General features: G+C 40.1%; 15 protein-coding genes. 11 read left to right on the top strand and 4 right to left on the bottom strand.

What is annotated here, in order from left to right:
- Positions 1-274 precede the first annotated feature (274 nt).
- The 5 genes from prtA to AM629_RS12760 all read left to right on the top strand — a co-directional run bounded on the left by prtA (position 275) and on the right by AM629_RS12760 (position 6758).
- The gene (gene prtA / locus AM629_RS12780) at positions 275-1729 is read left to right on the top strand and encodes a serralysin (protein WP_268794970.1); all 1455 of its coding nucleotides are present in this window, start codon (positions 275-277) and stop codon (positions 1727-1729) included.
- Between the two features lie 125 nt (positions 1730-1854).
- Positions 1855-2169 (top strand): protease inhibitor Inh/omp19 family protein, encoded by a 315-nt coding sequence (locus AM629_RS12775; RefSeq protein ID WP_054479507.1) that lies wholly within the window; start codon positions 1855-1857, stop codon positions 2167-2169.
- 84 nt (positions 2170-2253) lie between these two features.
- Entirely contained in the window at positions 2254-3984 is a 1731-nt protein-coding gene (locus AM629_RS12770; RefSeq protein ID WP_054479496.1) for a type I secretion system permease/ATPase, read from the top strand.
- A 66-nt stretch (positions 3985-4050) separates the two neighbouring features.
- A complete protein-coding gene (locus AM629_RS12765) occupies positions 4051-5379 on the top strand; it encodes an HlyD family type I secretion periplasmic adaptor subunit (RefSeq protein ID WP_054479494.1) in 1329 nt (442 codons plus the stop codon).
- Positions 5380-5381: 2 nt separating this feature from the next.
- Positions 5382-6758 (top strand): TolC family outer membrane protein, encoded by a 1377-nt coding sequence (locus AM629_RS12760; RefSeq protein WP_054479492.1) that lies wholly within the window; start codon positions 5382-5384, stop codon positions 6756-6758.
- On the opposite strand, the gene xni is transcribed toward AM629_RS12760, so the two are convergent.
- The 3 genes from xni to queF all read right to left on the bottom strand — a co-directional run bounded on the left by xni (position 6755) and on the right by queF (position 9892).
- Positions 6755-7510 (bottom strand): flap endonuclease Xni, encoded by a 756-nt coding sequence (xni, locus tag AM629_RS12755; protein WP_054479490.1) that lies wholly within the window; start codon positions 7508-7510, stop codon positions 6755-6757. The two genes, AM629_RS12760 and xni, sit on opposite strands and share 4 nt — an antisense overlap.
- A 56-nt stretch (positions 7511-7566) precedes the next feature.
- Complete coding sequence (ppnN, locus tag AM629_RS12750) at positions 7567-8934, bottom strand: nucleotide 5'-monophosphate nucleosidase PpnN (RefSeq protein ID WP_054479488.1); 1368 nt, start codon at positions 8932-8934, stop codon at positions 7567-7569.
- A 109-nt stretch (positions 8935-9043) separates the two neighbouring features.
- Complete coding sequence (queF, locus tag AM629_RS12745) at positions 9044-9892, bottom strand: NADPH-dependent 7-cyano-7-deazaguanine reductase QueF (RefSeq protein WP_054479487.1); 849 nt, start codon at positions 9890-9892, stop codon at positions 9044-9046.
- Positions 9893-10053: 161 nt separating this feature from the next.
- Between queF and syd the strand changes: the two genes are divergently transcribed.
- From syd to AM629_RS12715, 6 genes are all read left to right on the top strand, one after another.
- Positions 10054-10605: a SecY-interacting protein gene (gene syd, locus AM629_RS12740; protein ID WP_054479486.1), complete on the top strand. Its 552-nt coding sequence runs from the start codon at positions 10054-10056 to the stop codon at positions 10603-10605.
- Between the two features lie 536 nt (positions 10606-11141).
- Positions 11142-11474, top strand: a complete 333-nt coding sequence (locus tag AM629_RS12735) for a YqcC family protein (protein ID WP_054479484.1) — start codon at positions 11142-11144, stop codon at positions 11472-11474.
- A 1-nt stretch (position 11475) separates the two neighbouring features.
- Positions 11476-12216 (top strand): tRNA pseudouridine(65) synthase TruC, encoded by a 741-nt coding sequence (truC, locus tag AM629_RS12730; RefSeq protein WP_054479482.1) that lies wholly within the window; start codon positions 11476-11478, stop codon positions 12214-12216.
- 1057 nt (positions 12217-13273) lie between these two features.
- Complete coding sequence (locus AM629_RS12725; protein WP_054479480.1) at positions 13274-14245, top strand: Fe(II)-2OG oxygenase family protein; 972 nt, start codon at positions 13274-13276, stop codon at positions 14243-14245.
- Positions 14246-14254: 9 nt separating this feature from the next.
- Positions 14255-15115, top strand: coding sequence for a glutamate racemase (murI, locus tag AM629_RS12720; RefSeq protein WP_054479478.1), 861 nt, complete (start codon positions 14255-14257; stop codon positions 15113-15115).
- A gap of 26 nt (positions 15116-15141) precedes the next feature.
- Positions 15142-16350, top strand: coding sequence for an MFS transporter (locus AM629_RS12715; protein WP_054479476.1), 1209 nt, complete (start codon positions 15142-15144; stop codon positions 16348-16350).
- Positions 16351-16582: 232 nt separating this feature from the next.
- Here AM629_RS12715 and AM629_RS23955 read toward each other — a convergent pair whose 3' ends face one another.
- A complete protein-coding gene (locus AM629_RS23955; protein ID WP_161804228.1) occupies positions 16583-16759 on the bottom strand; it encodes a hypothetical protein in 177 nt (58 codons plus the stop codon).
- Positions 16760-16986 lie beyond the last annotated feature (227 nt).

Below are 16986 nucleotides of genomic sequence, written 5' to 3'. Positions count from 1 at the left end.
GAAATAAGATAACGTTAAGAAATTAGCGGCGTTTTTTTCGCCTTAAATAGTTATGTTATGTAAAACAATCGCTTATTTGTTTTATGTTATTTTTATCACGTTTATATTAAAAAAGTATGTTAATTGCTTTTTATACAATTAACTTTAGTGTTACTTTTATGTGAAAGGGATTTTAGTTCTTAATTTGTATGACCAGGGGCGGTCTGTTGTTTTCAGGTTTTATCGACTTGTATTTAATAAAATAAAAAGGTTTTTATATCTAAGTCCTGAATTTATGGAGAAATATATGTCTTTAAAGAAAAAAATTTCATACTCGGAAGAAGTTAGCGGTTCAGAGAAGGCAAATGAGTTGCTGAAATGGTTACAGGCTTATATACCAGGTAAGGATTCTAATATTGTCGTTGAGCATGAGCCTAGTAAAGATGCTGCTAAAGAATTAATCCGGGGTGATTATAGTTGGGGGCATCAGGACGACGATAAATCTAAGGCTTTCCAATTAAAGTATAATTTCTTGGAGAGTGAACCGGATAATATGCCATGGCATATTTCTGAATTTTCAGCATTTAATGAGGCGCAAAAAGCTGCTGCAAAACTGTCAATACAATCTTGGGCGGATGTTGCTAATATTAACTTCGTTGAAACCTCTGATGTAAAGGAGGCGAATATCACTTTTGGGTTCTTTGATGAGAGTTTGACGGGGAGTTATGCGTTTGCGTATCTGCCAACCCCAGATAAAACGCAATTAGGAACCTGGTATAACGCAACAAGCCGTACTTTCTCAAATAATGATATTGACGTGAATGGTTATGGCCGTCAAACGTTTACTCATGAAATCGGTCATACACTGGGGTTACAGCATCCGGCTGATTATAATGCGTCTGATAAGGTAAACCCAACTTATAAGAATAGCGCCACCTATTTTGAAGATAGCCGCGCTTATACCGTCATGAGTTATTTCAGTGAGAAGAATACTGGGCAAGACTTCAAAGGTATTTATTCTTCTGCACCATTACTTAACGATATTTCTGCCATTCAGGCAAAATATGGTGTTAATAATACAACCCGTACAGATGACACTGTATACGGCTTTAATTCCAACACAGATCGCGATTTCTATACCGCAAAAGATGAGAACAGCAAACTGTTGTTCACTGCCTGGGATGCGGGTGGTAATGATACGTTTGATTTCTCTGGTTTTACTCAGGATCAGCGCATCAACCTGAATGAAGCCTCTTTCTCTGATGTTGGTGGCCTGAAAGGAAACGTTTCGATTGCTCGTGGTGTAACGATTGAAAATGCGATTGGTGGCAGTGGCAATGACATTCTGATAGGCAATGATGCTGACAATACTCTGAAAGGTGGTGCTGGTGATGACATCATCTACGGTGGTTTGGGAGCAGATAACCTTTGGGGTGGAGAAGGTAAAGATACATTTGTTTACCTGAGTGCCAAGGAATCACCTCCTCTTGAGCGTGATTGGATTCATGACTTTGTTTCCGGTGAAGACAAGATTGATGTGTCACTGTTCGATCTGGGTGAAGCCGGGAAAGGAGGTGTTAAGTTTGTCGAGGAATTCACTGGTGCCGTCGGAGAAGCTGTGCTGCGTTATAACACCGTTGATAAGGTGAATGATTTCGTTATTAATATGGGTGGAGAATTATCTTACGATGATTTTTGGGTAAAAATTGTCGGGGAACCAATATTAGAGTCTGATTTCATTCTTGCATAACACAACAATACAACCGCATCTAATTTGGATGCGGTTATTCGTTTGGAGACGGCATGGTTTTTGCGACTTGGTATCTAAAATTTGCATTCTTTGTTGTTCTTACATTCAGCATTATTGGAGGAAGTATGGCAAGTAGTCTTGATCTGCCACACGCTAGTGAATTGAAAGGCGTATGGCAACTGTCAGATAAACGTCAACAATGTGATGTGTCATTGACTGATCAACCATTACCGGAGGGGTCAATTTGGTCACTTAATGGTGATAACACGTGTTTGGCGGATATGTTTGGTGAAGTACCTGCCGGTTGGCGGCCTACGCCTGATGGCATCACAATTACAGATAATCAGGGGAGTGGTTTGGCTTTTTTTGCTCATGAGTCAGATGGCTGGTTTGCCCGGTTTGCTGATGGCCGGGAATTGATAATGAGACCGGGTAAGTAAAGCGAATAGGGCAAGGAACGTTAACATCAGATAGTCACATATTTATAAAAATAAGATATATCAGATAGTTATTAAGGAAATGCTGTGAAATTACTACTCCCAAAGGACGAGATTGCTGATGTCATTCGTGCCCGTAGTCGGGTGTTTTGGACTATCGGGTTGTTCACTGCCTTTATTAACCTGCTCATGTTGGTTCCATCTGTTTATATGTTGCAGGTTTATGACAGAGTGTTGCCGTCGGGCAATGAAATCACTTTGCTGATGTTGACCCTGATTACTCTTGGCATGTTTGCCATGATGGGGATGCTGGAATATATCCGCAGCATGATTGTTATTCGTATTGGTAGCCAGCTTGATATGAAGCTGAATAATCGGGTTTATACCGCATCTTACGAATCAAATCTGAAAAATGGTACAACAGATGCGGGGCAGATGCTCAATGACTTGGCAAATATTCGCCAGTTTCTGACGGGTAATGCCTTATTTGCTTTCTTTGATGCCCCCTGGTTCCCAATCTACTTGCTGGTTATTTTTCTTTTTAACCCCTGGCTTGGTTTGTTGTCATTAGTGGGGGCGTTGGTATTGATTGCCCTTGCTGTGTTGAATCAGTGGGTATCAAGCCAGCCTTTATCAGAAGCCAATAAACTTGCTCTGCGTTCAGCCAGCCTCGCTAGCACTAACTTGCGTAACGCTGAAGTAATAGAGGCGTTGGGGATGTTGCCGGTGTTACGCCGGAGATGGTTTGGATTACATGAACGTTTTCTGAATTTCCAGCGTATTGCCAGTGAACGGGCTTCAGTAATTAATTCAGTCACTAAAACAGTGCGTTTGGCGTTACAGTCGCTGATCCTTGGATTAGGTGGCTGGTTAGCAATTGACGGGCATATTACGCCAGGAATGATGATTGCTGCTTCAATTCTGATGGGGCGGGCACTTTCGCCGATTGAACAGCTGATTCAAGCCTGGAAAGGTTGGAGTGCAGCGCGTTTGTCATGGCAACGATTAACCGATTTGTTGGAGCAGCAACCAGAACGGAAATCGGGCATGTCATTACCGGCGCCAAAAGGCAATTTGGTGGTAGAAAAAGTTTCAGCCGCACCTCCAGGAAGAAACAGTAAGGTTGTGTTGCAGGATGTTAGTTTTGCGCTGGATGCGGGTGATGTGATGGGATTAATTGGCCCCAGTGCTTCAGGGAAATCGACCCTCGCCCGGTTACTGGTCGGGATATGGCCGGCACAGGAAGGTGTAGTCCGTCTTGATAATGCAGATATTTATCGGTGGAACAAAGATGAATTGGGTTCTTCAATAGGATATTTACCGCAAGATATTGAGCTATTTGGCGGCACTATCGCTGAGAACATTGCTCGTTTCAATGAAGTGGAATCAGAAAAAGTTGTTCAGGCGGCAAAGAAAGCTGGGGTTCATGAACTGATATTAGCGCTTGATAAGGGTTATGACACTGTTATTGGTGCCGGCGGTATTGGGCTATCTGGCGGTCAGAAACAGCGAATTGGTCTTGCTCGTGCGTTGTATGATGAGCCATCACTTGTGGTTCTGGATGAACCTAATTCCAGCCTGGATGAAGCGGGTGAAAGAGCGCTGAATCAAGCTATTGCTCAGCTGAAAGCGCAAGGAAAAACTGTGATTGTGATTACTCACCGCACATCATTGTTGTCACAGACGAACAAAATATTGCTACTGGTTCAGGGAAAAATGAAGATGTTTGGTTCATCTCAGCAGGTAATGACTGCTTTATCGCAACAAAATAAAAGTCAGGAACCTTCTGCGGCCAAGGCAGTTGCACAGGCATCATAAGCAAATAAGCATGTAATTATAATAATATCAAATAGCTGAGACGGAGATTTCTGTCCGGGAGTGGATATGTCTGATCAGAATACGCCGGTAGTGGATGGAAAAGGATTATTGCCACTAGAAGAAGGGCATTTTTTACGACTAGGATGGTTGGTGATTGGTGTGGGGATCTTGGGGTTTCTCATTTGGGCAGCATTTGCGCCGTTGGATAAAGGGGTCGCGTCTTCTGGTGTGGTGGTTGTGGATGGCAACCGCAAAACGGTTCAAGCCCCGGCAAGCGGTATTATTAGCCAGATTATGGTTGTTGAAGGAGAAACAATAAAAGCGGGCCAAACTCTCGTTCAGCTCAGTCAGGTGCAGGCAAAAGCACAGGTAGATGCGCTTCAGGATCAACTGTATACCACATTAGCAACGGAAACCCGTTTATTGGCTGAACAGCATGGTGATGACATGCTGGTTTTTCCCGAAATATTCCAGCAATTACAATCTGAACCTCGGGTGAAAGAGATTATTGCATTGCAAAAACAACTGTTCGCATCACGCCGGGAAATGCTGCAAAGCGATCTGGAAGGGCTTGAGCAGTCTGTTGCTGGTACAAACTTTCAGATTAAAGGGCTGAAAGCTTCTCTTGTCAGTAAACGAGTGCAACAGGTAGCACTTAAAGAACAGATAGCTAATCTTAAATCTTTAGCGGATGAGGGATATTTCCCGCGTAATCGTTATTTGGAACTTCTGCGTGAACAGGCTGAACTCAACAGTAGCATAGCGGAAATGGAAGGGCGTACCGGCCAGCTTGAAAAACAGCTACAGGAAACCCAGCAGCGTATTATTCAGCGCAACGCAGACTATCAACGGGAAGTGCGTACGCAATTGGCAGAGGTGCAGGTTGCTGCCAGTGAATACAGAAATAAGTTGGATACAGCCCAGTTTGAACTTACGCATACTTCAATTGTGGCACCGGTTGATGGCACGGTTGTCGGGTTAAATATTTTTACACAGGGTGGTGTTGTTGCTCCCGGTGAAAAACTGATGGAAATTCTACCGAACCAAATGGCGCTTGAAGTGGAAACCCGTGTTGCGGTTAATCTGGCAGATAAGATTAGTAAAGGGCTGGATGTAGATCTGATGTTCACCGCTTTTAATCAGAACCGGACGCCAAAAATTGCGGGAAAAGTGGTCATGGTTTCCGCAGACAGATTGGTAGATCCTGTGAATAGCCAACCTTATTATCAGATGAGAGCAGTCGTATCCCCTGAAGAGATGGAAAAACTGAAAGGGCTGGATATCAGGCCGGGGATGCCAGTTGAAGTATTTGTCAAAACCGGTTCACGTTCCTTGTTGAGTTACCTGTTTAAGCCATTGTGGGATCGGGCTTCGACATCGTTGATAGAGGAGTGATTATGAAACTGCATTGTGCTTCTTTATCATCAGTGAGTTTGTTAATTCTTTTCAGTGTCAGTTTGTTCTCTTTTCCTGCATGGGCACTGAGCCTGACAGAGGCTTATGCGCTGGCATTAGAAAATGATCCTACTTTTCTCTCAGCAGTAAAAGAAAGAGAAGGAGGAGAAGAGTATGAAAAGATTGGCAGGGCAGAATTGTTACCTAAAGTGATGATGTCTTATCAGCATTCACCGAAGAACTGGCAACATATGGAATACCCTACGTATGATCGTCGGGGAAATAAGACAACGGAAAGTCGGGATCGCCAATATAGCAGTTATAACGCGGCAGTTGTGCTGACTCAGCCATTGATAGATTTTGAGATATGGGCGCGTTATAAAGCCAGTCAGGCTCATACGTTAATGAGTAATGAACGTTTTCGGGCAGATTTTCAGCAATTAGCTGTCCGGGTAGTGAATGCTTACGTGGATGTGGCTTATGCTCAGGATCAGATTGATTTGGTGATACGCCAGAAAATGGCGTATGAAAAACAATTGGAACTGAACAGGAAGTTATTTGCTTCTGGTGAAGGGACACGTACTGATGTAGTGGAAACACAATCTCGTTACAGCCAGGCTATTGCCGATGAAATAGCAGCTAAAGATGATCTGGATGCAGCAATCCGGGGTTTACAACTGATTGTTGGTGTTCCTCTTCCCATTGATTTACCGGTGCAGCGGCTATCAGATAAGACGCAGTTTAAGATATTGAAGTTGTCGCCAAGCCATTATGAAGAATGGGAAAAACTGGCATTAGCTAACAATCCGGTTCTGGCCGCTTCCCGTCAGGAAGTGAAAGCGGCGTACCATGAGGTGCAACGTAACCGGGCAGGTTATTTACCTAAGTTGGAACTCTATGCTTCCCATTCTGAAAGCGAATCTAGCAGCGATAATACGGTAGATCAGAAGTATCGAACCGATACCATTGGCTTGCGGATGAGCATGAATATCTATAATGGGGGTGGTACATCGGCTTCTGTACGTCAGGCGGCGGCGCAATATGGAAGAACTAGATATGATCTTGATGCTCAGGCAGGAGAAGTTCTTAATGCATTACGCCGAAATTATAATCAGTACCTGAATAGTGAAAAGCGGATTAATGCTTATGAAATGGCTGTTGAATCAGCCAGCTTGCAGGTAGATGCGACCAGTAAGAGTGTTGTTCTTGGGCAGCGGGTTAATGTGGATATTCTGAATGCTGAGCAGCAGTTATATACTGCCCGGCGTGATCTTTCTCAGGCAAAATATAATTATATTAAAGCTTGGGTCGGCCTACTAAATGAGGCCGGAGAGCTAAAAGGTGAGCATTTGGATAAGGTAGCAGGGTATTTCCGTTAGTTTGCTGTTGTCAGCCGGAGTTGTTGCAGATTGCCATTTAACGCTAAATCGGTACGTAACGACGCAACTTCCCGGCTGATAAAAGCGATTTCTCTATTTGATTCCAGCTTGTTGCGCCATTTATCTGGTTGTTGATCGAGGTTCTGGAAAAGGTTATCCAGTGTACCAACCTGTTGCAGTAAAGCCGTGGCGGTTTTAGGGCCAATCCCCTGAATTCCGGGTATTTTACTGCTACTGATCCCCGCCAGTCCCCAGTAATCAGGTAATTGTTCTGGAGAAACGCCAAATTCTTGTTGAACAAATGGCATATCCAGCCAGCGTTTCTGGAAGTAGTCGCGGATACGGATATTGGGTGAAAGTAATTGGCAATAACCTTTATCAGTAGAAACAATCGTAACGTAACCGGCAGAAGCGACTTTTACTGCCAGCGTCGCGGCTAGATCATCTGCTTCATGTCCTTGGGCATGCCAGCAGGCTATGCCTTGTTGTTCAAATGATATTCTGATCTGCGGCATTTCTTGTTTCAGATTGTCAGGCATTGGCGAACGGCCAGCTTTGTAGGCCGGTAATATTTGGTGACGCCAACTGTTACTGCGATCTTCCTCATCGAATACTGCGACAGCATGGGTAGGATTGGTATGTTGGATCAACTGCTTCAGTGCATGTTCACAGGCAGCAATGCATGGGCTACCCTGCACAGCGTGAATGCGGCGGATAAGGTTAAGAGCATCAACAATTAGAAGGTGTATCATATTGGATCACTATAAGCATAATTGTGCTCCATCCGTGGAGCAGACATCTTTTTTTGTTATCGGGTAATTTCGTAGCAAGGCTCGTAAGCAGTGCCACCTGGTAGTTTCATCCTGTGCTGTTCCACAAAGTCTGTCAGCAGCTTATCCATATGGCGCATTATTTCAGCATCCCCGTGGATTTTGAATGGGCCATGTTTTTCAATCGCGTGAATACCAATCTCTTTCACATTGCCGGCAACAATCCCAGAAAAAGCACGGCGTAGTGCAGCTACCAGTTTGTCAGGAGACTGATCAGGATAGAGATTAAGATTAGTCATGTTTTCATGAGAGGGTGCAAACGGTTGTTGTAAATCATAGTTGATCTTCATTGACCAATTAAAACTGTATGCATCACCGGTACTGTGGCGGTTATCTCTTACTAATGGCATGGCTTCTTTCATTATCCGGGCAACTTCAGGAGCGTCATCAATAATGGTGTGATAGTAGCGTCGTGCTCCTTTTCCCAATGTATGAACAATAAATTCATCCAAGACCCGGAAATAATCTGCACTTTCTTTCGGACCGGTAAGAATCAATGGCAATATCTGTTCCTGATTTTCCGGGTCCATCAGAATACCCAACAGATAGAATAATTCTTCTGTTGTGCCGACACCACCTGGGAAAATAATGATACCGTGAGCAATACGAACGAAAGCTTCCAGACGTTTTTCTATATCCGGCATGATAATCAGTTCGTTCACTAATGGGTTAGGGGGTTCAGCTGCAATGATTGATGGCTCGGTGATACCGATAAAACGGCTATTTTTATAATTCTGTTGTGCATGACCTACGGCTGCACCTTTCATCGGTGCTTCCATTGCACCAGGGCCGCAGCCGGTACAGATATTGAGCCCTCGCAGCCCAAGCTGATGACCGACTTTACGGCTGTATTGATACTCTTGTTTAGTCACTGAGTGGCCGCCCCAACAGACAATCATATTGGGATCTTCGTCGGTATGTAATGCTCTGGCGTTACGCAGAATAGAGAATATGGTGTTGGTGATATAGGCACTATCTTCCAGACTGGGATGATATTGTTTTCTTGAATCGGTAATCTGAGTATGGACAAACAAGATATCCCGAAGCACTGCGAACAAATTCGCTTGCAGTGAATGGATAATTTTCCCATCAACAAATGCCTCTTCTGGTGGATTTACCAATTCCAGTTTTACTCCACGCTCACGGCGCAACACGTTAATATCAAAATCTGTGTATTTAGAGAGCAGTTCTTTACTATTATCTGTTTGGCTACCGGAATTGAGTACAGCTAGTGAGCAGTTACGAAATAAGCGATAGAGATCACTTTTTGCGGTACTCTTTAGCATATCTACTTCAAGTTGAGATAGTAAATCCATTGAACCGAGTGGGTTGATATGTGTAATCAAGAATGACTCCTTATATCGTGTATGGGTTTCACCTCAATATCGTTAAACTGAATATGTCACATTTCCTATTCAGCTTAATTTTGCCCAGGCTGCACTCAGAACGGTAGATTTATTGGCGTGCTAGCCTGCCTGTTACTGGAGCAAAGTCTGCATTATTTGTGCGCCATGGGTTGATATCTAATCCCCCGCGACGGGTATAACGAGCATAGACCGAGAGCTTTTCTGGTGCACATAACTGTTGTAGATCATTGAAAATACGTTCAACACATTGCTCATGAAATTCATTATGGTGCCGAAATGATACCAGATAACGTAGTAACGCTTCTTGGTTAATTTTTGCTCCTTTATAGTGAATCTGGACAGACCCCCAGTCAGGTTGATGGGTAATCAGACAGTTGGATTTCAGTAGATGGCTAACTAAAACCTCTTCCACTAATGGGCCTTGTGCGGCGCCTTGCAGATAATCACGCTTGAAATTATATTCAGTAATGTCAATATCTTGGTTATCAATACATTCACCGGTAAAAGCGGAAATCGGTTGGTTATTGAAATGATCCAAATGATGAAGTGTCACTTCTACATGGCCTTCTGCGCAAGCGGCCAGATCACGCTGTAGTGTTTCTTCGACAGTTTGCCAGTTTTCAAAACGGGTTTGGTTAAAGCTGTTCAGATAGAGTTTAAAACTTTTAGACTCTATCAGGTTTTTACTCGTCGCATTCAGGCTAACATGCCCGACAGCAACTTGTGGTAAACCACGGCTGTTTAGCCATGACAGCTCATATAGTGTCCAGATATCAGCTCCGTGAAATGGTAAATTATCACAGAGAATTTTTAGCGGTTCACGGTTCATACTGCGTGGTATTGCTTGCAGTAAGTTGGCATCATATTGGTCATGATATGAAGTGGTTTTACCTAATGTAAGTTGCTCAAGAGCTTGATGATCCTGATATAACGACATGTTATTCCTCAAAATTTGATAATAGTGGATCGCAGTCATTGCTCAAGTTTATCAGGCTACGGGGTTTTATCAGAATTTTATTTGTTCACCATTTTAATTCGTAATATTTGGTTTAACATAATGTCATAAGTACCTCCTAACAGTGACTGGTTGAAAATAATATGATTTCTAGTGTTACAGAGGCGTTGGCTGATTTTACCCGTCGTTATGTTGATTTGTGGCAGAAGGAAACGGGAACTGCACCTGCCAGCAGTGAGCTTTATGATGTGCCATCACCTTGTATTACCCATACTGGTGATGACATTGTTTATTGGCTTCCTCAGCCTTTTCCTTCGGAAGACAAGCTGAATAAAGTTGAAGTTGCATTGGATATCCAATTACAGCCAGCAATTCATGATTTTTATACCTCTCAATTAGCTGGTGATATGACGGCAATGTTTGAAGGTCAACAGCTGAGTTTGATTCAGGTCTGGAGCGAGGAGGACTTTATCCGTTTACAGGAAAACCTGATAGGGCATCTGGTGACACAGAAACGGCTAAAATTGTCACCAACAGCATTTATTGCGACCGTGGATTCAGATATGAGTATTATTTCTCTGTGTAATTTGACCGGTGAAGTGATCCTGGAGCAGTTTGGTAGTGATAAAAGAACTCCGTTGTTTACCGATTTAATTGGGTTTCTTGGTGCAATTAAGCCTGTCTTCATTTGTTAGGCTTGGAGTTTTAACTTAGTATTTGTGAGATATCTCTTACACTTCATGTAAGAGATATCAATGTTTACTTCGGTGAGTTTCACATTGGTTTATTATTTTTATTTTATTTCAATAGCCTATAAATAATTACAGATTTTATCCCCTTTCACTGGCTTAATGGTTCCGCTTATATGACTTGTGTCGTAAATCGAATTAATTCATTCTGTCCTCAGCAGGAAAAGGAGTCTCTGCGTACAATCTCTCAGGGATAGATTAGGTGATGATGGTCAGTATGACTGGCACGATGCATAACTGGATTGTATGCAATATAAATAAAAATGACGGGTAAGGATGACCATTAAGGGACAATTTGTCAGGGAATGAGCAGGGAGCAAACGATTAGCGGGATTGCTATATAATCAATTTAAAGGGAGCGCTTGTTCGCTCCCTTCTCTTTATGTTTGATGGAAAAAGCAAATTTACAGCTTAAGGGTTATCAGTGGTATCCTTATCAGTTTTGCCGCTTTGGGCAAATACTTATTAATTAGGCTGAAAATATGAGTACTGAAAAACAAATTCTGCATACGTTACAATTAATTGAAGAAGCCATGAGGGAAATTGACCTGTGGCAGGATCACCCACCTAAAGCGGAAGCTTTTGAAAGTGTTGAACCATTTTCAATTGATACGATGCTGGCGGCAGAGTGGTTGCAGTGGGTATTAATTCCGAGAATGTATGCGTTATTGGAGCAGAGTTTGGCGTTACCGACGGCATTCGCTATTGCGCCTTATTTTGAGGAATCCTATAAAGAAGAGACTACTGGTCGCTATCAGCAACTGCTTGAGCATCTTCATGTATTGGATCGCTTATTTATTCAGGATAATGCCTGATATGTTAGAAGTGTTATATCAGGATGATCATATTGTGGCGGTTAACAAGCCGGCTGGTTGGTTAGTTCATCGTAGTTGGTTGGCGCGTCACGAAACGGTTTTTGTTATGCAGACATTGCGTGATCAGATTGGTCAGCATGTTTTCCCGGTACACCGTCTGGATAGACCAACATCAGGCGTATTGCTGATGGCGCTTTCCAGTGATGTTGCCCGTCAGCTTTCCCAACAGTTTGAACATCATCAGTTACAAAAAACTTATCATGCTGTTGTGCGCGGTTATGTGTTGGAATCAGATATTATCGATTATGCTCTGGTTGAAGAGTTGGATAAGATTGCAGATAAATTTGCAGATAGTGATAAAGAAGCTCAGCCCTGTATCACTTATTATCGTCCGCTGGCAACAGTAGAATGTCCGGTGGAAATTGGTCGTTATCCTACATCCCGTTTTAGTTTATTGGAGTTGACTCCGAAAACAGGCCGAAAACACCAATTAAGGCGCCATATGGCACATATTCGTCATCCAATTATTGGTGATACGACCCATGGTGATTTACGGCAAAACAGAGGTGTTGTCGCTCATTATCAAACCAATCGGTTGATGCTTCATGCCAGTCATCTTGAGTTGAATCATCCTGTTACGGGTGAAAAATTATCGCTTACGGCAAAATGGGATGCGTCGTGGCAACATTTAGTGCAACAATTTGGCTGGCAAGGCATTATTCCTGATTTGGAATATGTATAGTAATTAGAACGAAGCGAACGGTAAGTGCCAAGAACCCGAGGTTGTTTGCTCATTGGTAAGTAAGAATAACCCGAATTCTGTTTAAAGTAAGGTGTGCTTGCTTGATAGGAACGATATGAATTGGGAGATTCACGTACCGTTCTACGGGAGGCTGTGGGGAGATTCTCTCGCTTCACTCACCATCTTTTCCTTCGAAAGGGTACTCCTGCTGACACAAGGCGGGAGGGGGATTTCGACGAGGCGTTAGCTCCGTAATAGTGTTTCACAACGCCGAGCATTGTTACACAAACCTGCAAAATGAAAACGAGACCTAGGAACGGACTGGTTGTCTGCCTTTCATACTGATGGAAGTCGGCATATCGGGAACGGTTGAAGGGGTATTTCTGCATTGAGAATAACCACCGGAGCTGTAATATTGCGGAAAGACGACAGGACACACCGAATTAATATGCTCATTCTGAAAGCCTGTAAATTCCGACTGGAACAGATGGAAGCACAAGCTCAGCGTTTACACCAAGATACAAGGAAGTCAATGCGTACACTAGGTTCTAGATGTGTTTATGAACGAAGATGCTTGCTACCATCGTGGTGATACTACTGAAATTCTGGCTTGTATATGATCTGACCTTGAATATACTTCGTGCGGAAACAACAAAAAAAGCCAGTATTCGCCGTAAACGAAAAAGGCCAGCATGAATAGCGTTAATATGGATAAGGCACTGATAGCTGGCTGAGTAATAAACATTCATTCATGCTTTTATCTTGTTTAGATTATAAGTTTCCTTGTGTAATATTACGTTAATATTTAAATAAAAAATGCGTAATTTTTTTAAAAAATGGATTTAATATATTATTTTTATAAATATTTTTATTCTGTTTGAGAAAAGTGTATTTCTCCATAAGGTAAATATATCTTTTTGAAAATTATAGATAAAATTAAATAATCGAGAAAATTAAAATGTAAATAAATGTAAATTTGGTTTCGTTTTAAAACGAAAAATATAAATTACCCGAACCAAACTGGACTTTGTTATATTAACTATATTAGAGTAGGAAGATGACACATATTAAGGAAATTAATCCTGGGCAAAGTGAAAATAAAGTGATTAAAGATTTAATAGATCATATTGTTTTTGATGAGAAATTAGATAATCAATATGACTTTCTAGAAAAATCCCCAATTTTCGCACAGGAATTGCCTCGTAATATTAGAGAAGAGTTTTATCATTTTAAACGGCATGAAAAATATGCTGCTATTTGTGTTAAAGATAACCCTGTTTTGCTTAATGGAGTTCAACCAACTCCAAGTAAATTAATAGAATTAGAAGATGGATATAAAATTAATGATGCGAAAATATTATTAGGTTTATACGGATCTTTATTAGGAGAAGGTATAGGATTTACCTCCCAACGAAATGGTAGTATATACAATAATATTATTCCTTTCGAAGAATTACAAAATGTCCCTAATTCAAGCAGTGGTTCAAATAGAGATTTTGGGTTTCATGTAGAAGATGCCTTTCATCCAGCAAGAGCAGAGTTTTTAGGACTAGTTTGTATGCGAAATGAAGAAAAAGCACCAACAACAATTTCTTGTATTGATGGTATTGAACTTACTGACAGGGAAAAGGCTCTGCTTTTTCAGAACAGGTTTTATATTTCTCATAATCCAATTCATTCAACTTCAAATATTGTTGATGAAGAAGGTCAGGCAATATTATTTGGTGCAAAAGAAGAGCCTTATGTAAGAATTAATGCTGCTGCTTTGAACCTAGATAACAATTCGTTAGATGAAATAAATGCAGTCAATAAATTAATTGATTTTTTTAATAAAAATAAGAAATCAATTGTTTTAAATACTTCAGATTGTATCTTTATTGATAACTTTAGATGTGTACACGCGAGGGATGCATATGAACCTTTCTTCGGAGAAAAAGCACGTTGGTTAGCAAGAGTTGTCTTTACAACTGACTTAAAGAAATCTCGAGGAATGCGAGGATCTGTTCGAAGTCGAGCCATCATTGCGTAAGAGGTTCCTATGTTAGTTGAAAATACGATTATTTTAGGAAAAAAAAATATAGAATTTTACAACGCTAATGGAGATTCTATAGAAAAAATAAACACAGATTCTCCTAGAATATTGATTTTTGATTCGGGAGTTGGTGGTTTGTCAGTATCTAAATATATAGAGAATTTTTTTTTAGGTGCTGACGTTGTTTATATTGCTGATAATAAGTTCTATCCTTATGGAAATAAGGATAGAAATTTACTACTAGAAAGAATAGAGGATCTATTAGAGCAAGCAGTACAAATATTTGAACCAATTGGTTTAATCATTGCTTGTAATACAGCATCAACTTTATTGAGTAATAGTTTTACAGAAAAACTAAAAATGCCTTGTATTAAAGTTCTTCCTCCTATTTTAGAAGCTTTTCAGATATCTTCAAAAAAAAATGTTCTTCTGATCGCTACACCTAATACAATTGACAGTGAATATGTTAATAATATATGTGCAAAGTTAATTGATGATAAGTTCATCTTTAAAAAATTAGGTTTAACAGAGCTGGTTAATTTCTCAGAGATGAAATCAAGAGGAATATCATTAGAAACCAATGATATAGAAAGTTTAATATTAAGATCAATGACGAAAGAAGAAGTTGATAATGTAGATGTAGTGATTTTAGGGTGCACTCACTTTCCTAATATTAAAGATGAATTAAAGTATATTTTTAAAAATGTTAAGGAGTGGGTGGACCCTGCCTATGATGCTGTCAACTCTCTTTATCAGGCGATTAACCAAATTAACTCTCAAAAGGGAATTCAGAAATTTTTATTCTTAACAGAACAAAGTAAGGTTGATAACTTTACTTCTCCATACGAATATAGTGGTTTTTTATAAAGATCTTATGGGATAGTTAATTCGTGATGAATCAAAATATTGAAAGTTATAAATGGATGGTTTTATTTATAGCTACGATAACGCAGGCATGTGCATGTTTTTTTGTTCAAGGGATAGGTTCTATCGCTCTACTATTGCAACAACAGATGTCGTTATCTGCATTCCAAATTGGGTTATTAGTATCATCTGCTCAACTTGCACCATTAGTTGGCTTACTAGTAGCTGGAGAATTACTTGATAGGTTTAATGAAAAATACGTGGTAAGTATAGGTGTTTTCTTGGTTGGGATCACTCTATGTTTTACTCTGTTTTTTGATAACTATTATGCGATTCTTATTCTCTTATTTATTCTTGGGATTGGATATAGTTCTGCGCAACCAGGTGGGGCCAAATCCGTTTCTAATTGGTTTCCAAAAAATCAGTTAGGTTTTGCTATGGGGATTAGACAAGCAGGATTGCCCCTAGGAGGAGCCTTAGCAAGTTTAATTCTGCCATTTTTGGCAATACGTTTTAATTGGCATTTTGCTTTCTTTGCTAGTGGATGTATTGCTATTTTTGGGGCTATGCTCTTTTTTATATTTTATAAAGACAAAGATCCAAAAACAAAGAAAATACAGCACATTAATATTATATCGACTATCAGAAATAAAATATTAATGGTTAAAGAACCTGCTATGTTTAATATTATGTTGTCTGGTGCTTGCTTGACATCCATCCAATATAGTGTAGTCATTTATCTAATTTCTTATTTTTATGAGGAGCTAAAAATTTCTCCATCTATAGGTGCGACTTTATTATTTTCAGCTCTTGCTTCTGGGGTTGTAGGGAGAATAGTCTTAGCTGCTTGGAGTGACAGAACAAAGACAAATAGATATTTTCAAGTATTATGTTGCTTATTTTGTTCTTTAATTGGAATCACCATTTTGTTTTTTTTAAAAACGGATAGTTATTATTTTTTATTCCCATTTATGGTCTTGCTTGGTTTCTTTGGAGTAGGTTGGTATGGTCCATGGGTAGCTTATATAGCAGATACAGCCCCTAAAGATAGAATAGGATTTGCTTTAGGTTTGGCTATGACTGCTAATCAAGTTGCTGTGATTGTTATTGCGCCATTAATAGGGATATTAAGAGATATTACAGGTGGTTATAACTTAAGTTGGATATTACTGATACTTTTTACTTTCTTTACTTTACTAAGTACTTACTTTAGAAATAAAAGGGTATTATCAGGCTAATATAGGGTATGATGTCAGTATTTTTACTGCTTGTCATAAAATAAACATTTTCTGTAAACATATAAAGATTTATATATGCCCATAATATTCTATGCAGAGAATCCAGCCAAACTGGAATAAGAGTTGTTTCTCTTGAAAAGAGAATGCAGTTTATAGTTGCTAATAATAACAATAATCAAAAAATATTTTTTTAAAAAATGCAATATTCATTTTTGAATAAAAAAGGATATGGTCATACATCCCAGAGATAATCCCAATAAATAGGAACGTAGGCATTGAAAATCATACCTCCATCTTTAAGTACAGCATCTACCCAAGTCATCAGACCCGATGAGCCGGTAATATTTGCTGCACTTAATAACACACTAAGCACGATGGCTTTATTATTAAACATGGTGATTGATCTCATGATATTTATTGCTTGCCTACATTGTTCTATTAATCTCATTCGGCTATTATTTTTATTGAAATAGAGTATATGGCATTCTTCCATGTTAAATGTTATCGAACAAAGTTGTTACAAGAAGTAATGTTAACATTAAATTATTATTGGATAAATAACTGAGTTTAATGTTGTTGCATTTTGGCTGTTCCATAATAGTTGTCACAGATAACAATGCGTTTGATGATTACCTG

Source organism: Photorhabdus heterorhabditis, assembly GCF_001280945.1.
Taxonomy (GTDB): domain Bacteria; phylum Pseudomonadota; class Gammaproteobacteria; order Enterobacterales; family Enterobacteriaceae; genus Photorhabdus; species Photorhabdus heterorhabditis.
Note: the sequence above shows the minus strand (reverse complement) of the source record. Positions and strands in the feature narration are given on the sequence as shown.